We start from the raw sequence: 17,612 nt of genomic DNA on the forward strand, positions 1-17,612 counted from the left end.
ATTCTACAGTTACCCAAAAAAGTCAACAGTATTACCTGCTTATCAAGGTGTCTACTGTTGACTTCTCTTTAGGGAAAATTGTTTCCCATGTAACAAGATTTATCGTCACATTTCTTTCAATTTCAAGCTATGTTGCGTTTATTCATCGATTTCTGGCTGAAAAGGTAGAAAGAACGTGAATGTTGTCCCATGTTTCAGTTTACTGTGGACTTGTATATGCCCTTTGTGGGCTTCTACGATATTCTTTGCGATGGCAAGCCCCAGTCCTGTCCCGGATTTACCCCTGGTCCTTGCCTTATCAGCCTTATAAAATCGCTCAAAGACGAAAGGTATGTCCTCTTCAGGTATTCCTGACCCTGTGTCCTTGACGTGAAATAGAAAACCGCCTTTTTCTTCTGTCAATGAAACGGTGACCGTTCCATCTTCCGGCGTGTGCCTTACCGCGTTATCAATAAGGTTGGTCAATACCTGCTCGATACGATCGGGATCCATGATCATTTCCCTGTCCTTGTCAACGTTACTCATGAAGTAAATCGACACAGAGTTATCCCTTGCAGGCCCGAGGAATTTATTTGTCACTCTTTCCATGAACCGCTTGATCGGCACAGAATCCTTATTCAACCGGATATGTCCGGCTTCCATACGTGCAAGATCGAGAAGGTCATTCACGAGCCTGCCCATCCTGAGGGATTCATCATAAATGATGCGTGCGATTTCCTTTTTTTCTTCTTCAGATTCCGCGATATCATCGACTATTGCTTCACTGTATCCCTGAAGCATGGAAATCGGGGTCCTGAGTTCATGTGAGACATTCGCAATGAAATCCTTGCGCAGTTTATCCAGCCTTCTCTCTTCAGTCATGTCACGTACAACCACTACAGCGCCCCTGATGGTATTATTATTGTAAAGAGGACTGACAATCACGACATAGGATCTCCCCTGAAGGGAAATTTCACCGGTTTGTTCAGTTTCCGTCACCACAACATTTTGGAGCAGCTGCCTTACTGAGGTCGGAATCGGTTCATCCCCCATGTCGCTCTGTTCGTAATACCACTGCTGCAGGAAGCGGTCTGCAGGAGGATTGGTAATCAGGATCGTTCCGTCGCGGTTAAACGTGATGACACCGTCTGCCATACTGCTCAGTATACTCGAAAGCTGTTCTTTTTCCTGACTGAGCGCATTAATATGAAATTTAAGCTGCCTTCCCATTTGGTTAAAACCGGTTGCCAATTCACCGATTTCATCTTTCGTCAGGATCGGTACCTTCGTATCAAATTTACCTTTTGCCACTTCAAAGGCCGCTTCCCGCATTTTCCTTAACGGGGCTGTGATACGGGTGGAAAGGAAAAAGGCAAAGATGGTCGTCAAGATGATCGCGATCCCTGCAGCAAGGAGGATCAGCCTGGTCGTTTGCCTTGTAGTGTCCTTTATGACGCCCAGCGACTGATATAAATAGACCGATCCGTCCCGATCGTCCAGGTGCAGAGGTGTTCCGACCACTATGATATTTTCATATCTATTATCAGAGGAATCGGGGGATAGCTCAAATTCTTTTTTGATCGTTTTTTTATCAGATACCCGCTGTAACTCTTTGTCTTTCATGATCAGGTTTTGAATCTCACGGTGAATCCCCTTGGAATCGTCGGAGTAAACAGTCTTATCATTATCAAGGACGATGAGGATATTGACCGGTTCATCTATGATTTCTTTTCCAAGTTCCATACCCAGGTCTAAATCTTTATGGTTCTCAACCACCCTGGCGACTTTTTCCGCTGTATTCGTCAGTTCTTTCTTTACTTCATCAACATGGTAATTTTGGAAGAATTCCAGTAGCAGTATCGTTAAGATAAAAAGGACGAATGACACGAGAAGCAGAATGGTGACCCAAAGTTTCCCTACAACACTGCGCCAAAGCCTCATTCATTTGTAACCTCGAATTTATATCCCACTCCCCAGACGGTGACGATCATCTTGGCTGCACTTTCGGATACCTTATTCAGTTTTTCCCTCAGTCTTTTTACGTGGGTATCCACTGTCCTTAAGTCCCCGAAAAACTCATAATGCCACACTTCTTTAAGAAGGTGTTCACGATCGAAAACCTTATCCGGTGATTTTGACAAGAAGTATAGAAGTTCATATTCTTTTGGAGTGAGATTAACATCCATCCCGTCTGCAGTGACCCGGTGGGCATCATTATCAATCGTCAGATGAGGGTACACAACCAGATCTTTCGCCTTGGTTTCGGTTTGTATGTAGTTGGTTTTAGAAGAGCGCCTTAATAACGCTTTCACTCTGAGCACTACTTCCCTTGGGGAAAATGGCTTCACGATATAATCATCCGTCCCCACTTCAAACCCCTGCACCCTGTTCACTTCTTCACCCTTCGCTGTAAGCATGATCACAGGTGTCGATTTTGTTTCACGAAGATGCTTGCAGACTTCGACTCCGTCCATGCCTGGCATCATGATATCAAGCAATATGCAGTCATAGTCATTTTCAAGGGCTTTATGTAACGCTTCTTCCCCATTTTCCGCCTCATCAATGAGATAATTTTCACGTTCTAAGTACATCTTAAGTAATCGCCTGATGCGATCTTCATCGTCCACTATCAATATCCGAATGCTTTCTTCCACAGGTATATCCCCCTTTTTAATTTGCTTCACTATTATCCTTATTGTAATTCAAAAAAGAAGCTGACTCAAAGAGAATTTAATTCCCGTTTCGTCAGCCTCCCGTTTACACTCTCTTATTATGCGTATGAATGCAGTCCGGCGATGATTAGGTTTACAGCGACCAGGTTAAACATGATGATCGCGAAACCAACAACAGCGAGCCACGCGGACTTTTCTCCATGCCAACCCTTAGAAAGGCGGAGATGCATGAACGCGGCATAGAACAAGAATGTGATAAGCGCCCAAACCTCTTTCGGGTCCCAGCCCCAGAACCTTGTCCAGGCAATTTGAGCCCATATCATCGCAAAGATCAACCCGCCCAGTGTAAATACCGGAAACCCGATCAGGACGGAGCGATAACCGATTTCGTCCATAAGGTCCAGATTAATATTCCTGACAGCCGGCTGAAGCTTGGCTGCGATTTTCTTCCTGAATATCAGGCGCAATATCAGATAAATGATGGTTCCTGTGAGGAATGACCAGATCACCGTGTTCAGTTTCTTGGCATTGATCACCCCCGGCATTTCCGCCAATGGTTCCATCGCCCCTTTAGTGACCAGTTCACCTTCATGCGGACCTACGATTGCAGGCAGTGTATACTTTGAGACCGCTTCCTGATCCTGCTGGTTCACATAATTGAAAGTGGCTTCATAATTCGATAAGGTGAATCCTGTCGAGGCCACGATGAATCCAAAGACTACTATGATTCCGTACATGACTGCCTCAAGCCAGAATGACTGCCTGTTCTTTTTTGTATGGTCTACTGATTTGAGCAAGTAAAGCAATCCTGCGACGAAACTGATTGAGAGAATCGCTTCCCCTGCGGCAACAGTGGTGACATGGATCTTCAGCCAGTCACTTTGAAGTGCAGGAATCAACGGACTGATATCTTTAGGGAACATGCTGGCATATGCGATGATCAACAATGCAATCGGCAAGGCAACTACCCCGAGAATCGTCTTCTTATAAATGAAATAAATGATGATGAACGCCCCTACCAGGGTCATTCCGAAAAAGGTCGTATATTCAAACAGGTTACTTACCGGGGCGTGCCCGGCTACAGCCCATCTCAGGAAGAAAAAGCCGAGCTGGGAAGCAAAACCGATAATGGTGATGACGATTCCGATGAGCCCCCATTTACTCTGGTTTGTTTCTTCCGTATTTTTCTGACGGATGCTGCCGCCAAGAAATAAAGTCGCTACTAAATACATAATAAAGGCGATATAGAGCAGATTACTGCTCCACTCAGCCATTGAGGTCGCTGTCATCCTTGTTCCTCCTTACTCTTCCTTGTCCTTTTCTTTCTTTTCTTGCTGGTCTTCAGGCATATCTATATCGGTTCCTTCAAGGATTGTTTTCAATTCATTTTTCAAACCGAACCAGCCTTTATTTGTATGGCCGGCAACTATTAAACTACCATCCCCTGTTCTCCTGAACCAGAATCTGCGGTGATGCCAGTAAGCGCCTTGAATGACTCCTATCATAAATATAGCTCCACCCAGCGCAAGAATCCATAATGTCAGATCTTTATGGACGGTCAGTGCCGAAACATCACGGGTTTCCACACCTGCAAACGAGACTTTAAATGCATTTTCGCCGAGAGGTTCAAGGTTTTTTCTGATTCCAACGAAGCTGATTTCTCCTTCTGGTTTATCAGGAGAGAACATTTTAAATAAGAATGCAGGATTGTCAGGAACAGGTTTGTCGGAAACAGGTTCCCCATTTTCATTAAACCCTGTGAAATTAGGGTAGTAGCCCATCAGCTCAATACTGTATCCGTCCCCGAATTCATATTTGTCCTTCGGGTCAAAGAGATCGACGGTGAATTCACCGAAAGTCTTTCCGCTTTCTTTGTTATCAAAAGTAAATGACATAGACTTGAATTCATCCAGTTTATAGCTGGTCTGATAAACTGCAAAATTCTCGAATTTCAATGGGTGGTTTACTTTGATCGAGTCTTCTTTTTCTTTTTTCAACTCTGCCTCTTCACCAGGAAGGGCGTCTTCGGATTCTTTGTACAGGACAACATCGGATTGATAATTTTTCGCAATCGTTCCGGTATTTTGAATCGTTTGCTGAAAGACTTCCTTATCCTTGTCGTCATAGTTTTCAAGAGTGAATTCTTTATTTTCGAGATAGTACTCATCATGAGTACCCGGGACCGCTTTCTTTTCACCTTCACGTATCCATACTGTTTCGTCTATATACATCCCCGGGACAAACCGGAGCATCCCGCCGATGAGGAAGATGATCAGACCAATATGATTGACATAGGGACCCCATCTTGAAAAACGATTCTTCTCTGCCAGGATGTTTCCATCCTCTTCGCGGATTTTGAATTTCTTTTCGGCGAGTTTTTTCTTTATTTTCTCAAGGTTACCATCCAGATTTGCCGGTTTTGTCAATCCATATACACGCTGGCGCTTCAAAAAGCTTTCATGGCGTGAAACACGCTGGGTCTTTAGCGCCCTGTGAAGGGGTATGACCCGGTCAAGACTGCAGATGACCAATGATACTCCTATTGAAGCAATCAGCAGGAGATACCACCAGGATCCGTAGAGATCGTGGAAACCAAGGGTGTAATAAAGTTCCCCTGCAAATCCATATACTTCTTCATAAAATTGATCCGGCGGAAGAACCGATGGAATGTACTGCTCCTGCGGGAAAATCGTTCCGACGGCTGAAGCAATCAAGGTGATGATAATCAGCCAGACCCCGACCTTCACGGAAGAAAAGAAGTTCCACACTTTGTCGACAATCGATTTATTATACGTCTGGGACCTTCTTGCACTGCCTTCATAACGCATGTCATGAAGCTTCTCTTTTTTGGCTTCTGATGTAAGCGCACGTCCGCAGGATTCACAGAGAATAGTGCCTATAGGATTGACGTGTCCGCATTCACATTTTATTTCTTTCATAAAATAAAACTCCTTACGTTAAGTTCGAACTCTGTTGACACTATGGTTGGATGCTTTCCATATACTTTTTGACGTCTTCTTCTGTCATGGTGCCTGTTAGGACTCTCTCCACTTTCCCATCGGGGTTGATGAGGAATGTTGTAGGGAGCGGATCCACTCCATACGCATTCAGTACATCACCATTCTTGTCGATGACTACAGGAAATTCTAGTCCGTGTTTCGAGATGAAGCGGTTGACCAGAAATTTAGATTCGCTTACATTCACTGCGAGAACCTGTACGCCTTTGTCTTTGAATTCTTTGTATTGATTATTCATATACGGCATTTCTTTTTCGCAGGGTTTACACCATGTTCCCCAGAAATTCAGGAATACGCCCTGTCCTTTATAATCGGACAGCTTATGCTTTTCGCCATCCATATCTGTGAGTACAAAATCAGGCGCTTGATCCCCTGCCTGGATCTGCCCTCTTTCGTCCTTCGTAAAATTAGCGTACAGCGTATAGGCGACTGCAGCGGCGAGCACTATGAGGATGATAGTGCGTATGAGCAGTCTGCGTTTTTTTTTATTCACTTTGTAATCCCTCCACCAATGTAATCGTTCTCACATTTGGATATGATACTCTTAACAACAGGAAAGGGCCTGATTATTAGATCAGTCCCTACAAATTGCTCCGTTATCGTTATGTAGGGAATTCACCTTGGACATCAAGGAAAATTCCCTTCTCATTATAACATTTATCATTATTTCAGAAGCTTCAATATATGAATGATATGTGACACTTTCACGTCCTTACCGGATGCTTCCGGTTTCTGCCAGCGTTCTCAGCTGTTTGACTTCATGAGGCGTCAATTCTCTTCCTTCCCCTGCATTCAAACCATGAAGGCTAAGAAAAGCAAATCTTTCCCTTTTCAGCTTTTGGACAGGGAAACCGATCGCTTCGAACATTCTGCGGACTTGGCGGTTCCTTCCTTCATGTATGGTGATTTCGGCTATTGACTTGTCCTGTTTTTTATCGATGCTGAGCACTTTCACCTTTGCTGGTGCAGTCATGCCGTCTTCTAGTTTGATGCCTTTTTCCAGCTCCCTGATTTTGAACTTGGGAGGGACGCCTTTCAAGCGGGCTACGTAGGTCTTTTCTATCTGATTGCTGGGGTGCATGAGCAGATTGGCAAACTCTCCATCATTTGTGAGGAGCAGCAGACCTGATGTATCGTAATCAAGACGGCCGACGGGATAGATTCTTTCCTCTATTTCCGGGAAGAAATCCGTCACCACTTGACGGCCTTTGTCATCCGCCACTGCAGAAATGACTCCTCGCGGCTTATACAGCATGTAATATACCTTGTTTTCTCTTTCGATCTGGACGCCGGACACTTCGACTTTATCGGAGGCGGACACTTTTGTTCCGAGCTCCTTGACGACTGCGCCATTCACTTTCACTTTGCCTTCTATGATTAATTGTTCAGCTTTGCGTCGTGATGCAACGCCGCTGTGTGCAATCACTTTTTGTAAACGTTCCACGGTATTTCACCTCATCATGTTTTTCAAATACGGTTGTCTTCATGAATTATTACATAATCGAGACAAAATAGAAAGGCTAAATGAGCTTCGCGAAAATTTAAAACTACTTTCAAAAGCCGAAAAACCTAGTGCGGGCTCTAAACACCGCTAATGATTTCCGTGCAAGACTTCGCTTTCCGCGGGTAGCCCGTGAGCCTCCTCGTCACTGTGTTCCTGCGGGTGAGAAAAGCGGAGGGGCTTTGCTCAGAGGCGGGTGGCATAAGGCGAATCGGCCACGAAGGCGTTCTTTGCCTTCTTGGCCGATTTGACTTATGACATGTGCCTCTAAGCCCCGCAGCTGGACCAGTCTCACATAAGCTACTCTTCCCGCAGGAATCTTCGTCTTGCACTCCAATCAACCGCTGGAAAGAGCTAATCTCAATGATCACTATACAAATTAAAATCCCGAACTAATTTGCCTTATTGCACGCAAATTAGTTCGGGATTAAATCACTTGTCCCAGCCTGTTTGTCTTGTCAATTATAAATAAAGCTCAAATACCGCTTTTGATTGTATCATAATCATAAGAGTTAGCTAACAAGCTGCAGCAATCCTCCAATAAGTCATGCGAACATGATGGTGACGATGAAGATGGCTGCTGCTATGCCGACGAGGTCTGCGAGGAGTCCCACTTTGAGGGCATCGCCCATTTTTCTGATGCCGACAGCCCCGAAGTATACGGTCAGGACATAGAGTGTCGTGTCGGTGCTTCCCTGCAGTGTGGATGCAAGCCTACCGATGAAGGAATCCGGTCCGTAGGCTGCAACGATATCACTCATCATCCCCAGTGCCGCGGTTCCGGAGATCGGCCTGATGATGGCAAGAGGGACAATTTCAGGCGGGATCCCTAAAGTAAGCAGCGCAGGCCGGATGAGCCCTACAAAGAACTCCAGTGCTCCCGATTCCCTGAATACCGTGATGGCAACAAGCATTCCAATTAAAAAAGGAATGATGGAGATGGCGATTTTAACCCCTTCTTTGCCGCCCTCTACAAAGACTTCGTAGGTGGCGACCTTCTTCAGAGTTCCATAGATTAATATAAATCCAATCATGACTGGTATGAGCCACAGCGAAATTGTCGATATCCATTGCATCTATTTCACCTCTCGACGAGTGCGTCTGTAATGAAAATATCGGTCTATCAATATTGCCCCAATCGTCGATATCATGGTGGCGATCAATGTCGGTCCGACGATTTCGGTGGGTGAAGCGGAATCATATTTCATCCGGATTGCGATGACGGTCGTCGGGATGATCGTCAAACTGGAAGTATTGATCGCCAGGAATGTGATCATCGACCTGCTTGCAGAATCGCTTCCGCCGTTCAGCTTTTTCAGCTGCTCCATGGCCTTTATACCAAGCGGGGTGGCAGCGTTGCCGAGACCGAACATATTCGCAATCATATTCGACAGGATATATCCCATTGCAGGATGATTATCAGGAACCTCGGGGAAAAGTCGTTTTACAAAGGGTCTGAACAGTCTTGCCAGTTTATCAAGCAGCCCGGCTTCCTGCGCGATCCTCATGATCCCCAGCCAGAATACCAGTACGCTGATTAATCCGATACAAAGGGTCACCGCTTCATTGGCAGAATTGAAAATTGCTTCATTAATCTCTTCCATTCTTCCATTGATGATCGCAAACACCAGTCCGATTATGGTCATCCCAACCCAGATCAGATTAACCATTTTGATTTACTCCCAGGAAGGTTTCTATCGAATATGACCAAAAGTTCCACCAGCTCTTCTCTTTCACCGGTTCCTTTTCCTTTTTGAAGTATACCGGCAGGGCTTCCGCTTCTTCATTCCCCAAATAAATGACCGCTTTGCCCACTACTTCCGGAACATTTCTGTATTCCTTCCACTCCTTTTTTGGTTTCAGCATTTTATATTCGATCCTGACCGAATCTTCCTCTCCGCTTTGCAGTGAAAGGATCGCATCACGTTTTACAAACACCTTTCCCTTATAAAAGTCATCATCAAATTTTGCGATGTCCCCTTTTTCAAGGACAATTTTGTAGTCGAACTGTTCAAATCCGTATTCAAACATTCCGATATGATCGTTCCAGTCATCAGGAGCATTGAGCGTAACGGCGATTAAATTTTCACCATCTTTGGAGGCGGTCGAGACAAGGGTCCTTTTTGCCAGTTTTGTATATCCCGTCTTCCCCCCGGTACTGTATTTATAAAGTTCTGTCACCAGCCGATTTTTATTTTTCCATTTCCGATCCCATTTTTCTTCAGGATTTGGTGCGGTATGAACTTTCGTCCCGGCAATTTTTTTATATAAATCATTTTCCATTGCATACTTTGTCAACAGAGCCATGTCGTAAGCAGTCGAGTAGTGATCTTCATGATCATCAAGTCCATGCGGATTTGAAAAATGCGAATCCTTCATCCCGATTTCAGCCGCCTTTTGATTCATTAAATGCACAAACCCCTCGAGACTCCCCCCAACGAACTCAGCGATGGCGACTGCAGAGTCATTGCCGGACCTGAGCATCAATCCGTATACCAGATCTTCAAGTTTTATCTTTTCCCCCGCTTTCAAATAAAGCGATGAGCCTTCCGTCCCTGAAGCGTTCTCAGACACCGTTACTTCTTCATCCATCCGGCCGGACTCGACCGCCAGTACCGCCGTCATGATTTTGGTGATGCTGGCAATCCTGCTCCTGCTGTGGGCATCTTTTTCATACAATATCCTTCCCGTTTCACCGTCCATCAGGATTGCCCTGTGAGCACTTACGGAAGGAGCAGCCTGGACTTCCTTCGAAACCATGACAAACAATAAAGTAAATACAAGCATATAATATATGTAAAATTTCGTTTTCTTCATGCCCACAATCATCTACCCCTTTAACTTACTTGAAGTGTTTGTACAAGTTTATGCAGGACAAGGTGCATTATGAATGAAACCTGAACTTTCAAGACTTTGAGAGCAATAAAAAAACACGGCGAATGGCTATCACCGTGTTAAACTTCTTTCTATATCATTCATTTGATATTGTTTCCTGGAACTTTTCGAAAAACAGATCTGCCTCATCCTCTGCAAAGTCCTCTTCTATGTTTTCCGGAAGAGGAGGGAGTTCATCGAGATTATTCAAACCGAAATAATCAAGGAATTCCTTGGTGGTGCCAAACAAATATGCACGCCCTGTCCCTTCCGCTCTCCCCACTTCCTTTACGAGACCTTTAGAAGTAAGGGTATGGATCGGCCGTTCTGTTTTGACTCCTCTGATCTGTTCAATTTCAACTCTTGTAATCGGCTGCTTATAAGCAATGATGGCCAGAGTCTCAAGAGCAGCCTGTGATAGTGAACTGACGTTCGGGGATTCCACCAGTCTTTTGAGATAATCGGCATTGCACTTCTTTGTCACAAGCTGGAATGTCCCTGCGAGCTCTGTCATATAAATTCCCCGGTCTTCATTCTCTTCATAGTCTTTCTTTAGTTCCTGAAGCGTTTCATACACTTCCTCTTCGTTCAGTTCAAGGACCGAACAGACTTGCTTCAAAGATAGCCCTTCATCGCCCGCTGCAAAAAGGAGACTCTCCAGAATTCCTTTCCATTTATTGTTGTCCAACAAGTCCAGCCTCCTCACATGGCTCTACAAATATTTCCTTAAAATTCGTTTCCTGATCAACGACGATCTGCTTTCTCTTCATCAATTCCAATACAGCAAGGAATGTCACGACCAGATGCTCTTTGTCATCGTAAGGAAAAAGTGAAGTGAACGTTGTCCTCTTTTTCACTTTCTTTAAACTGCTCATGATTTCATCCATACGCTTCTCAATTGAGATTTCCTGTCTTGTTATTCTTGTCTGAGTGGGCCTTTGGATTTTCTTCCGTCTCAGCAATTTATGAAAAGCACCAAGCATGTCATATAATGAAACTTGAATTTCAGTATCCTTTGATTCAGATTCCTCTGCATATTCCGTCAGGTCGCTCGGAGGTTTGGTAAATACCTGGCCCCTTTCTTCTTCGCGGCTCTTAAGTTCAATGGCAGCTTCCTTGAACTTCCTGTATTCAATTAATCTTTCCACTAATTCATCACGCGGGTCTTCCTCTTCGAACTCTATATCTTCGTCTTCAAGTCCATCCTCATGCTTTGGCAGCAGCATCTTGCTCTTGATGGCAAGAAGGGTCGCGGCCATGACCAGATATTCACTCGCCACATCAAGCTGAAGGTTTTTCATCGTATGTACATATAATAAATACTGCTCCGTGATCTGAGCCATCGGTATATCATATATATCGACTTCTAAAGAATTGATAAGATGCAAAAGAAGATCGAGTGGGCCTTCGAACGCATCGATCTTGACATTGTATTCCACTTTATCACCAGTTTCTATTCATTCCTGTTTAGCTACTTCTATAAGTATAGTAGATTAGGCTCTATTCTCCAATAGTAATTTTTTGAATCGTCCTTAGCGCCTCTGTACATTGAATTCAGCCTTTAAACCGCAGTTGATTTCCGTGCAAGACTTCGCTTTCCGCGGGTGACCCGTGAGCCTCCGGGGTCTCACATCGGCCACTTTTCCCGCAGGAGTCTTCGTCTTGCACTCCAATCAACTGCTAGAACAGGTAAAAGATTGTTAATATGCAATATCAGGGATTTTTAAAAGAGTATAGAATATATGATAAACTAGTCGAAAAGGAGGGATATGATGACTTATCCTCAAGCATATCTTCAATATCTTGTTTATTTCCATGGAAACCGGGATTATTTTGAGTGTCATGAGGTATTGGAGGAGTATTGGAAAGAGGTTGACCCTGCAAACCGTTCTTCTCATTGGGTGGGACTGATCCAGCTCGCTGTCGGGCTCTATCATTACAGAAGGAACAATGTTCAGGGTGCCGGAAGAATGCTTTCAAAAGCTTTGAGAAATTTGAGCGCTAAAAAGGAAGAGCTCGAAAAGCTTGGATTGGAGTCTACCGCGTTACTGCTTATCCTTGAAGAAACAATGCATAACATAAACGGAAGCGTGCCATATAAGAGCATCGACCTTCCAATTAAAGATACGGATCTTTTGAAAGAAGCCGAAGAGCTTTGCAGGAAGGAAGGATTTTCATGGTGCATGCCGAGTGACCTGTCGAATAAGGAACTGATCCACCGGCATTCCATGAGGGACCGTACCCCTGTCATCACTGATAGACTGAACGCACTCAAGAAAAAGAGACTAACTTAGAAGCAGGCTCCCGGTTAGTCTCTTTGCTATTATTAAACGATATTCTCTTCGTCACATCTTTCGAAAAAAGAGGCCGTCTCTGAACTTGGTTTTACAATCGACTCCGCATACATTTCCTTCAACTGCTTTACCATTGCTTTTCCGATCCCCTCATGACGGTGTGAAGGGTTGACAGATATATGCTGGACTTCCAGCGTGCTGTCTGTTTTATACACTCCGATTAATCCGACAATATCTTCTTCTTTCCATAAGAAAAGCTGCCAATTGTCTTCTGTTTCATATTGTTTCATGGTTTGTTGAAGCTTCTTCAAATCTTTTTCGTTTGGCATGAAAGATAATAGACCCATTGCAATCTTTTCGAATGCCTTTTTATACCGAATTAACATAATTACCCCTCGTTACGTTTTGTCTCTATAATGGCTTTTCTATTCATTATAGACAAAAACAATAATTTTTAAATCAATGAAAATTGATTTCCGTTCAAGAATAGAATCACGTCAATAAGATGAATGTATATATCTTACTAAAATTAAATCGGTAATTCAACCTGCTTTTATCTCATTTCAATTCAATACGAACCAGTAGAGCAGCCCGCCTGAGAGTCCGAGAAACAATAATATCAGGAACAACATTCCGTTTTTCAGCTTCATGGTATTCTTCACCTTCACTATAATATGTTCAGTTTGGTCTTTGTTCATTGTACATATATTAAACCATATTTAAAGGATAAAAGCAGTTTGAAAGTCCCCAAGAACTTTCAAACTGCTTTTTCTTTTAAGTCAGGGATTCATCCAGTTTAATGAGATCCCGATAGGTTTCCCGGCGGATGACCAGTTTTGATTTTCCGTTTTCAACGAATACGACAGGGGGACGCGGAAGGCGGTTATAGTTGTTTGCCATCGAGTAGCCATACGCTCCTGTGCAGAAGACGGCCAACAGATCCCCTGCTTCTGCATCGGGGAGGGGAAGATCCCAAATGAGCATATCACCCGATTCACAGCATTTCCCTGCTATCGAAACGGTATCCTCCGGTTCGGCATCCGCCTTATTGGCTATGAGCGCCTCGTATTTGGCCCTGTACAAAGCCGGACGGATGTTATCACTCATCCCTCCGTCGATGGCGAGGTACTTACGTACGCCCGGCACCTCTTTGCTCGATCCGATTGTATATAAGCTTGTACCTGCATCACCGACCAGCGACCGTCCTGGTTCAATCCAGATTTCGGGCATGCTCATCCCGGTCCTGGAAACTTCCTCTTTAACTGCAAGGATCATTTCTTTAACATATTGCGATGGTGCAATGGGATCATCTTCCTGAGTGTATCGGATGCCGAAGCCCCCTCCCAGGTTAATGACTTCAGGGACGAAGCCGTAAAGGGAGTTCCATTCAGCAGCTTTTTCGATCATTTTCCTTGCCGCAAGAATGAAACCCGTGGTCTCAAAGATCTGTGATCCGATGTGGCAATGAAGCCCCAGCAGCTCTATGTATTCTGATTCAAGCGATAGCTTCATGGCTTTTTCCGCCTGTCCGTTCTGCAGATCGAAGCCGAATTTCGAATCTTCCTGACCAGTCAGGATATAGTCGTGCGTATGTGCTTCGATACCCGGGGTCACCCTTAGCAGCACCTTTGTCTTACTCTTCATTTCACCCGTGATTTCTGAAAGGAGCTGAAGTTCGTAAAAATTATCCACCACAATGCAGCCGATCTTTTCTTTAACAGCCAGCACAAGTTCACTCCGTGATTTATTGTTTCCGTTAAAATGGATCCGTTCTGGAGGGAAATCTGCTTTTAGAGCCGTATAAAGTTCTCCGCCCGATACCACATCCAGGGATAGTCCTTCTTCATTCATCAACTGGAAAATTGCCATGCATGAAAAAGCTTTACTTGCGTATGCCACTTCCGCTTTAACACCAAGTTCCTTGAATGTCTTTCTAAATCCTCTCGCTCTTTCTTTTATTAAGGCTGTATCATAGACATACAGGGGGGTACCGTACTGTTTCGCAAGATCGATCGTACTTACCCCGCCTATCTTTAAATGTCCATTATGACTGATTTCTGCTGATCCATGAAGATGCATGAAACGACTCATTCCCCTCTTTGATCCTTTATTGATTAAAAGTAATTTAACACAGATCAAGAGGTGTTGCAATATTCTTACGATTTTGCCGGCTGTTTGTATTTATTGCGCGGCTGGACGATGCTTGGACGGATTTTCGCACCCGGCACTGACCTCCTGATAAGGATCTGCATGAACGCTTTAGGATGGAAAGGAAGCAGCGGCCACAAATAAGGAGTGTTGAGCGATTTAATATTTGCGACAAACAGAACGTAAAGGGTGCAGCCGATGACAAGGCCCGGAATATGGAAGAATGCCACTGCCACCAGGAGGAATAATCTTGCAATTTTATTGGCAACACTCAGTTCATAACTTGGTGTAGCAAAAGTCCCGATTGAAGCCACTGCTACATAAAGGATGACTTCAGGCTGAAACAAGCCGACATCTATGGCAATCTGCCCGATGAGCACCGCCGCGATCAAACCCATTGCGGTAGATAACGGAGTCGGAGTGTGTATGGCTGCTATCCTGAACATTTCCACCCCAAGATCTGCGATGAATAATTGAGCGATGATCGGGATATTCGTCTGTTCATTGGGACCGACATATTCAAGCCCATTCGGCAGCAGGGTCGGGTCAAGCACAAACAAATACCATAGAGGCAGAAGGAACAATGAAGCCAGCAGGCCCAAGAACCGCGTCCATCTGACAAATGTACCAACAGCAGGGGATTGCCTGTATTCCTCCGCGTGTTGAAGATGATGGAAATACGTCGTCGGAGTGATGATGACACTTGGGGAAGTATCGACAAATATCAGGACATGCCCTTCCAATAGATGAGTGGCCGCTACGTCCGCCCTTTCCGTGTAGCGTACAAGCGGATAAGGATTATACCCCTGTTTCACGAGGAATTCTTCTATCGTTTTATCAGCCATCGTCAGACCATCGATCTTGATGTTTTTTAATTCCGTTTTGATTACTTCGATCAAACTGGGATTGGCCACGTCATCTATATAAGCTATCGATATATCCGTTTTCGACCTTTCCCCGATCCTGAAGATTTCAAATCTTAATCTCGGATCCCTTATTCTCCTCCTGGTCAACGCAGTGTTGATGATGATATTTTCCACATATCCGTCACGGGAACCGCGTACAACCTTTTCAGTATCCGGTTCCATCGGCTGTCTGCCCGGATAACTCCTCACATCGACAATCAATGCTTCCGAGTATCCTTCCACCACTACCGCGATTAGTCCCGATAAGACTTCATCGACTGCTTCCTCGATCGTTTTCACCGGTTCCACCGACTGATGGACAAGCCGGTTATGTACAATCTCAAATAACCGGGTTGTTTGACGCTCATGATCATTGATACCGACGAGTTCTTCTACTATTTCAATGATATAGCCTGCGTCGGTCAATCCGTTGATATAGTATATCTGAACATCCTTCTTCAGTATCTTTAACTTTCTGACGCCAAGGTCGAAGCTTTTATTCAATCCGACATGCTTCTGCATGTATTCTTCCAAAACAGCAACGTCCTTTGGAATTGGCGTTTTTCTTATTTCACCCATGATAACCGCTCCTTTCAAAGATGATTTCCACTGCTTTTTTCGTTATGGGAGCTCCTTGTGAATAATCGTCTCTCTTCGCCATTTTCCCTATATCGCCGATTCCGACAATGACGGGTACGTCTAATTCATCCAGGCAGTAAACGGTGTCGCCGTTCATCCTTCCCATTTCAAGTTCAGGGACCCCGAATTTATCGACTCCATATGGGGTCAGTTCACCAAATTTATCAATGCACACGTCCACCCTGGTCCATTCAGCCTGTCGCGTTTTGCTCGCAACGGCTATAATTCCCAGCACTTCTATATCAGAGTGATTGGCCACGTACTTCAACGCTGTCTCACCGGCTCCTTCACCGATGAAGCCGCTGTCATCGAACATGACAAAGACAGGGTCATTCTTCGCTTTTTTTATGAGCTTCACAATTTCAGGGCCGGGCAGGACGGTAGGATTCCCCTTCGAGCTGGAAATGCAGCGGCCGCCATAGTCCTTTGCCACCCTTTCAATTGCTCTTTTTGCATATTCATCCCCATCTGTTATAAGAATCACGTATCTTTTTTCACTCATAAAAAAACCCCTGTCTGCACTCTCGTTTATTCTGATTGATTGGTCACTGATAAACCAAATAGAGCCAATGGAAAAGGGAACCGAATATCTTTCCAAAGACAATCGCCATGATCAATACTACAATCTGCCCTTCTATCCCGATCCTCTTGGCAAGGATGGGAAATACATTCAGGACTTCTGTCAAGGCAGCTGCCAGAAGACCGATAAATACCCCGCTTGCAAGTCCGATCGGGATCAGAATCAAGGGATTCAGATGCATCGTGTAATTATTAAGGCTGATGAACCCTCCTGCCAGGGCCCCTGTTATGACTGCAATCTCGTAATAGTGGATCATCTTCATCGTTTTTGTCAGTTGCGTCAGTCTCGGAATGATCCCAAGCACCGTCAAGAAGGCTACAAAGCCGGAACCCACTGCCAAACCACCAGCAAAACCAATAAACAGGGTCAGGATCACACTAATCGTCATCTAATCTCTTCATACTTTCTTTGTTTTCATTCATGATTACGTATTGATCGAGATCCTGCTGGTAATTGAACATTTCTATTTCCAGCGGGCTCGGTTCTTCATTCAGCCTCTTACGGAAAATATGATTAAAGAATAGAATCATACCGAGACCCAGTCCAAATGAATATGGAATCTGGAACATGAGCGGATGCGGGTCCACTTCACCTGTAATGAAATGGTACAGTGTCTGATGGACTTCCCTCATACTCACATCTTCATGAAAATTCATGATGGCCATTGCTGCACCTATGAACAACAGAAGCCATACGCCTGCGAATAACGGAAGGGAGACCTTCTTCTTTTCATAAATGACTTCTATTATGCTCTGTGCAGGCCCGATCGTCTGGAATTCCAACCCGGGATGATGCATAGAGACCCTGCTGATCACAGTCATGATATCGATGACAATGATATTCCGGTCAGAAGGAGCCACCTGGTGGATATTTATACGTTTCAGGTCCTCAAGCAGCCCATCAGGAGCGATGATCTGCGCCAATTGACCGAGATTGACTAGACTTTCTGACTTTACTTGAACACGATGCCTCAGCCGAATGTACACAATTCCTTCCATGCTGT

At 44.6% G+C, this 17,612-nt stretch carries 18 protein-coding genes; 1 reads left to right on the forward strand and 17 read right to left on the reverse strand.

Features of this window, described 5'->3' with window-relative positions:
- Window positions 1-138: 138 nt before the first annotated feature.
- The 11 genes from AS034_RS04485 to AS034_RS04535 all read right to left on the reverse strand — a co-directional run bounded on the left by AS034_RS04485 (window position 139) and on the right by AS034_RS04535 (window position 11,482).
- On the reverse strand, window positions 139-1,920 hold the full coding sequence (locus tag AS034_RS04485) for an ATP-binding protein (RefSeq protein WP_058297662.1): 1,782 nt from the start codon (window positions 1,918-1,920) through the stop codon (window positions 139-141).
- A complete protein-coding gene (locus tag AS034_RS04490; RefSeq protein WP_032087842.1) occupies window positions 1,917-2,633 on the reverse strand; it encodes a response regulator transcription factor in 717 nt (238 codons plus the stop codon). The genes AS034_RS04485 and AS034_RS04490 overlap by 4 nt, the downstream gene beginning before the upstream one ends.
- 116 nt (window positions 2,634-2,749) lie before the next feature.
- Complete coding sequence (gene ccsB / locus AS034_RS04495; protein ID WP_032087943.1) at window positions 2,750-3,925, reverse strand: c-type cytochrome biogenesis protein CcsB; 1,176 nt, start codon at window positions 3,923-3,925, stop codon at window positions 2,750-2,752.
- A 27-nt stretch (window positions 3,926-3,952) separates the two neighbouring features.
- On the reverse strand, window positions 3,953-5,590 hold the full coding sequence (gene resB, locus AS034_RS04500; RefSeq protein WP_032087841.1) for a cytochrome c biogenesis protein ResB: 1,638 nt from the start codon (window positions 5,588-5,590) through the stop codon (window positions 3,953-3,955).
- A 40-nt stretch (window positions 5,591-5,630) separates the two neighbouring features.
- On the reverse strand, window positions 5,631-6,161 hold the full coding sequence (gene resA, locus AS034_RS04505) for a thiol-disulfide oxidoreductase ResA (RefSeq protein WP_032087840.1): 531 nt from the start codon (window positions 6,159-6,161) through the stop codon (window positions 5,631-5,633).
- A gap of 219 nt (window positions 6,162-6,380) precedes the next feature.
- Window positions 6,381-7,112, reverse strand: coding sequence for a pseudouridine synthase (locus AS034_RS04510; protein WP_032087839.1), 732 nt, complete (start codon window positions 7,110-7,112; stop codon window positions 6,381-6,383).
- A 602-nt stretch (window positions 7,113-7,714) separates the two neighbouring features.
- Window positions 7,715-8,245 carry a spore maturation protein gene (locus tag AS034_RS04515; protein ID WP_058297663.1) on the reverse strand — a complete coding sequence of 177 codons (531 nt, stop codon included), beginning with the start codon at window positions 8,243-8,245 and terminating at the stop codon, window positions 7,715-7,717.
- Window positions 8,246-8,839, reverse strand: coding sequence for a nucleoside recognition domain-containing protein (locus tag AS034_RS04520; protein ID WP_032087837.1), 594 nt, complete (start codon window positions 8,837-8,839; stop codon window positions 8,246-8,248).
- Window positions 8,832-9,986: a D-alanyl-D-alanine carboxypeptidase family protein gene (locus tag AS034_RS04525; RefSeq protein ID WP_141687684.1), complete on the reverse strand. Its 1,155-nt coding sequence runs from the start codon at window positions 9,984-9,986 to the stop codon at window positions 8,832-8,834. Before AS034_RS04525 ends, AS034_RS04520 begins: the two co-directional genes overlap by 8 nt.
- 154 nt (window positions 9,987-10,140) lie before the next feature.
- Window positions 10,141-10,731, reverse strand: coding sequence for an SMC-Scp complex subunit ScpB (gene scpB / locus AS034_RS04530; RefSeq protein WP_032087836.1), 591 nt, complete (start codon window positions 10,729-10,731; stop codon window positions 10,141-10,143).
- Window positions 10,718-11,482, reverse strand: a complete 765-nt coding sequence (locus AS034_RS04535; protein ID WP_058297664.1) for a segregation/condensation protein A — start codon at window positions 11,480-11,482, stop codon at window positions 10,718-10,720. Before AS034_RS04535 ends, scpB begins: the two co-directional genes overlap by 14 nt.
- A 333-nt stretch (window positions 11,483-11,815) precedes the next feature.
- Here AS034_RS04535 and AS034_RS04540 point away from each other — a divergent pair, with 333 nt between their 5' ends.
- Complete coding sequence (locus tag AS034_RS04540) at window positions 11,816-12,337, forward strand: DUF309 domain-containing protein (RefSeq protein ID WP_058297665.1); 522 nt, start codon at window positions 11,816-11,818, stop codon at window positions 12,335-12,337.
- A 32-nt stretch (window positions 12,338-12,369) separates the two neighbouring features.
- Here the strand turns inward: AS034_RS04540 and AS034_RS04545 are convergent, their stop codons facing one another.
- From AS034_RS04545 to AS034_RS04570, 6 genes are all read right to left on the reverse strand, one after another.
- Window positions 12,370-12,723 carry a GNAT family N-acetyltransferase gene (locus AS034_RS04545; protein ID WP_032087833.1) on the reverse strand — a complete coding sequence of 118 codons (354 nt, stop codon included), beginning with the start codon at window positions 12,721-12,723 and terminating at the stop codon, window positions 12,370-12,372.
- 388 nt (window positions 12,724-13,111) lie between these two features.
- A complete protein-coding gene (lysA, locus tag AS034_RS04550) occupies window positions 13,112-14,416 on the reverse strand; it encodes a diaminopimelate decarboxylase (protein ID WP_058297666.1) in 1,305 nt (434 codons plus the stop codon).
- Between the two features lie 77 nt (window positions 14,417-14,493).
- Window positions 14,494-15,969, reverse strand: coding sequence for a spore germination protein (locus AS034_RS04555; RefSeq protein WP_032087831.1), 1,476 nt, complete (start codon window positions 15,967-15,969; stop codon window positions 14,494-14,496).
- A complete protein-coding gene (spoVAEA, locus tag AS034_RS04560) occupies window positions 15,962-16,531 on the reverse strand; it encodes a stage V sporulation protein SpoVABEA (RefSeq protein ID WP_032087830.1) in 570 nt (189 codons plus the stop codon). The genes AS034_RS04555 and spoVAEA overlap by 8 nt, the downstream gene beginning before the upstream one ends.
- A gap of 43 nt (window positions 16,532-16,574) precedes the next feature.
- Window positions 16,575-16,997 carry a stage V sporulation protein AB gene (locus tag AS034_RS04565; RefSeq protein WP_032087829.1) on the reverse strand — a complete coding sequence of 141 codons (423 nt, stop codon included), beginning with the start codon at window positions 16,995-16,997 and terminating at the stop codon, window positions 16,575-16,577.
- Window positions 16,987-17,607 (reverse strand): stage V sporulation protein AA, encoded by a 621-nt coding sequence (locus tag AS034_RS04570; RefSeq protein WP_032087828.1) that lies wholly within the window; start codon window positions 17,605-17,607, stop codon window positions 16,987-16,989. The genes AS034_RS04565 and AS034_RS04570 overlap by 11 nt, the downstream gene beginning before the upstream one ends.
- Window positions 17,608-17,612 lie beyond the last annotated feature (5 nt).

The sequence above is a fragment of the [Bacillus] enclensis genome (assembly GCF_001456935.1).
In the GTDB taxonomy this organism is placed as follows: domain Bacteria; phylum Bacillota; class Bacilli; order Bacillales; family Bacillaceae_B; genus Rossellomorea; species Rossellomorea enclensis.

Bases quoted from the DNA above. Each gene is read 5' to 3' on its own strand.
- AS034_RS04485 (WP_058297662.1), bottom strand. From the start codon at position 1,920: ATGAGGCTTTGGCGCAGTGTTGTAGGGAAACTTTGGGTCACCATTCTG.
- ccsB (WP_032087943.1), bottom strand. From the start codon at position 3,925: ATGGCTGAGTGGAGCAGTAATCTGCTCTATATCGCCTTTATTATGTAT.
- resB (WP_032087841.1), bottom strand. From the start codon at position 5,590: ATGAAAGAAATAAAATGTGAATGCGGACACGTCAATCCTATAGGCACT.
- AS034_RS04515 (WP_058297663.1), bottom strand. From the start codon at position 8,245: ATGCAATGGATATCGACAATTTCGCTGTGGCTCATACCAGTCATGATT.
- AS034_RS04520 (WP_032087837.1), bottom strand. From the start codon at position 8,839: ATGGTTAATCTGATCTGGGTTGGGATGACCATAATCGGACTGGTGTTT.
- AS034_RS04525 (WP_141687684.1), bottom strand. From the start codon at position 9,986: ATGAAGAAAACGAAATTTTACATATATTATATGCTTGTATTTACTTTA.
- AS034_RS04540 (WP_058297665.1), top strand. From the start codon at position 11,816: ATGACTTATCCTCAAGCATATCTTCAATATCTTGTTTATTTCCATGGA.
- AS034_RS04545 (WP_032087833.1), bottom strand. From the start codon at position 12,723: ATGTTAATTCGGTATAAAAAGGCATTCGAAAAGATTGCAATGGGTCTA.
- lysA (WP_058297666.1), bottom strand. From the start codon at position 14,416: ATGCATCTTCATGGATCAGCAGAAATCAGTCATAATGGACATTTAAAG.
- AS034_RS04555 (WP_032087831.1), bottom strand. From the start codon at position 15,969: ATGGGTGAAATAAGAAAAACGCCAATTCCAAAGGACGTTGCTGTTTTG.
- spoVAEA (WP_032087830.1), bottom strand. From the start codon at position 16,531: ATGAGTGAAAAAAGATACGTGATTCTTATAACAGATGGGGATGAATAT.
- AS034_RS04565 (WP_032087829.1), bottom strand. From the start codon at position 16,997: ATGACGATTAGTGTGATCCTGACCCTGTTTATTGGTTTTGCTGGTGGT.
- AS034_RS04570 (WP_032087828.1), bottom strand. From the start codon at position 17,607: ATGGAAGGAATTGTGTACATTCGGCTGAGGCATCGTGTTCAAGTAAAG.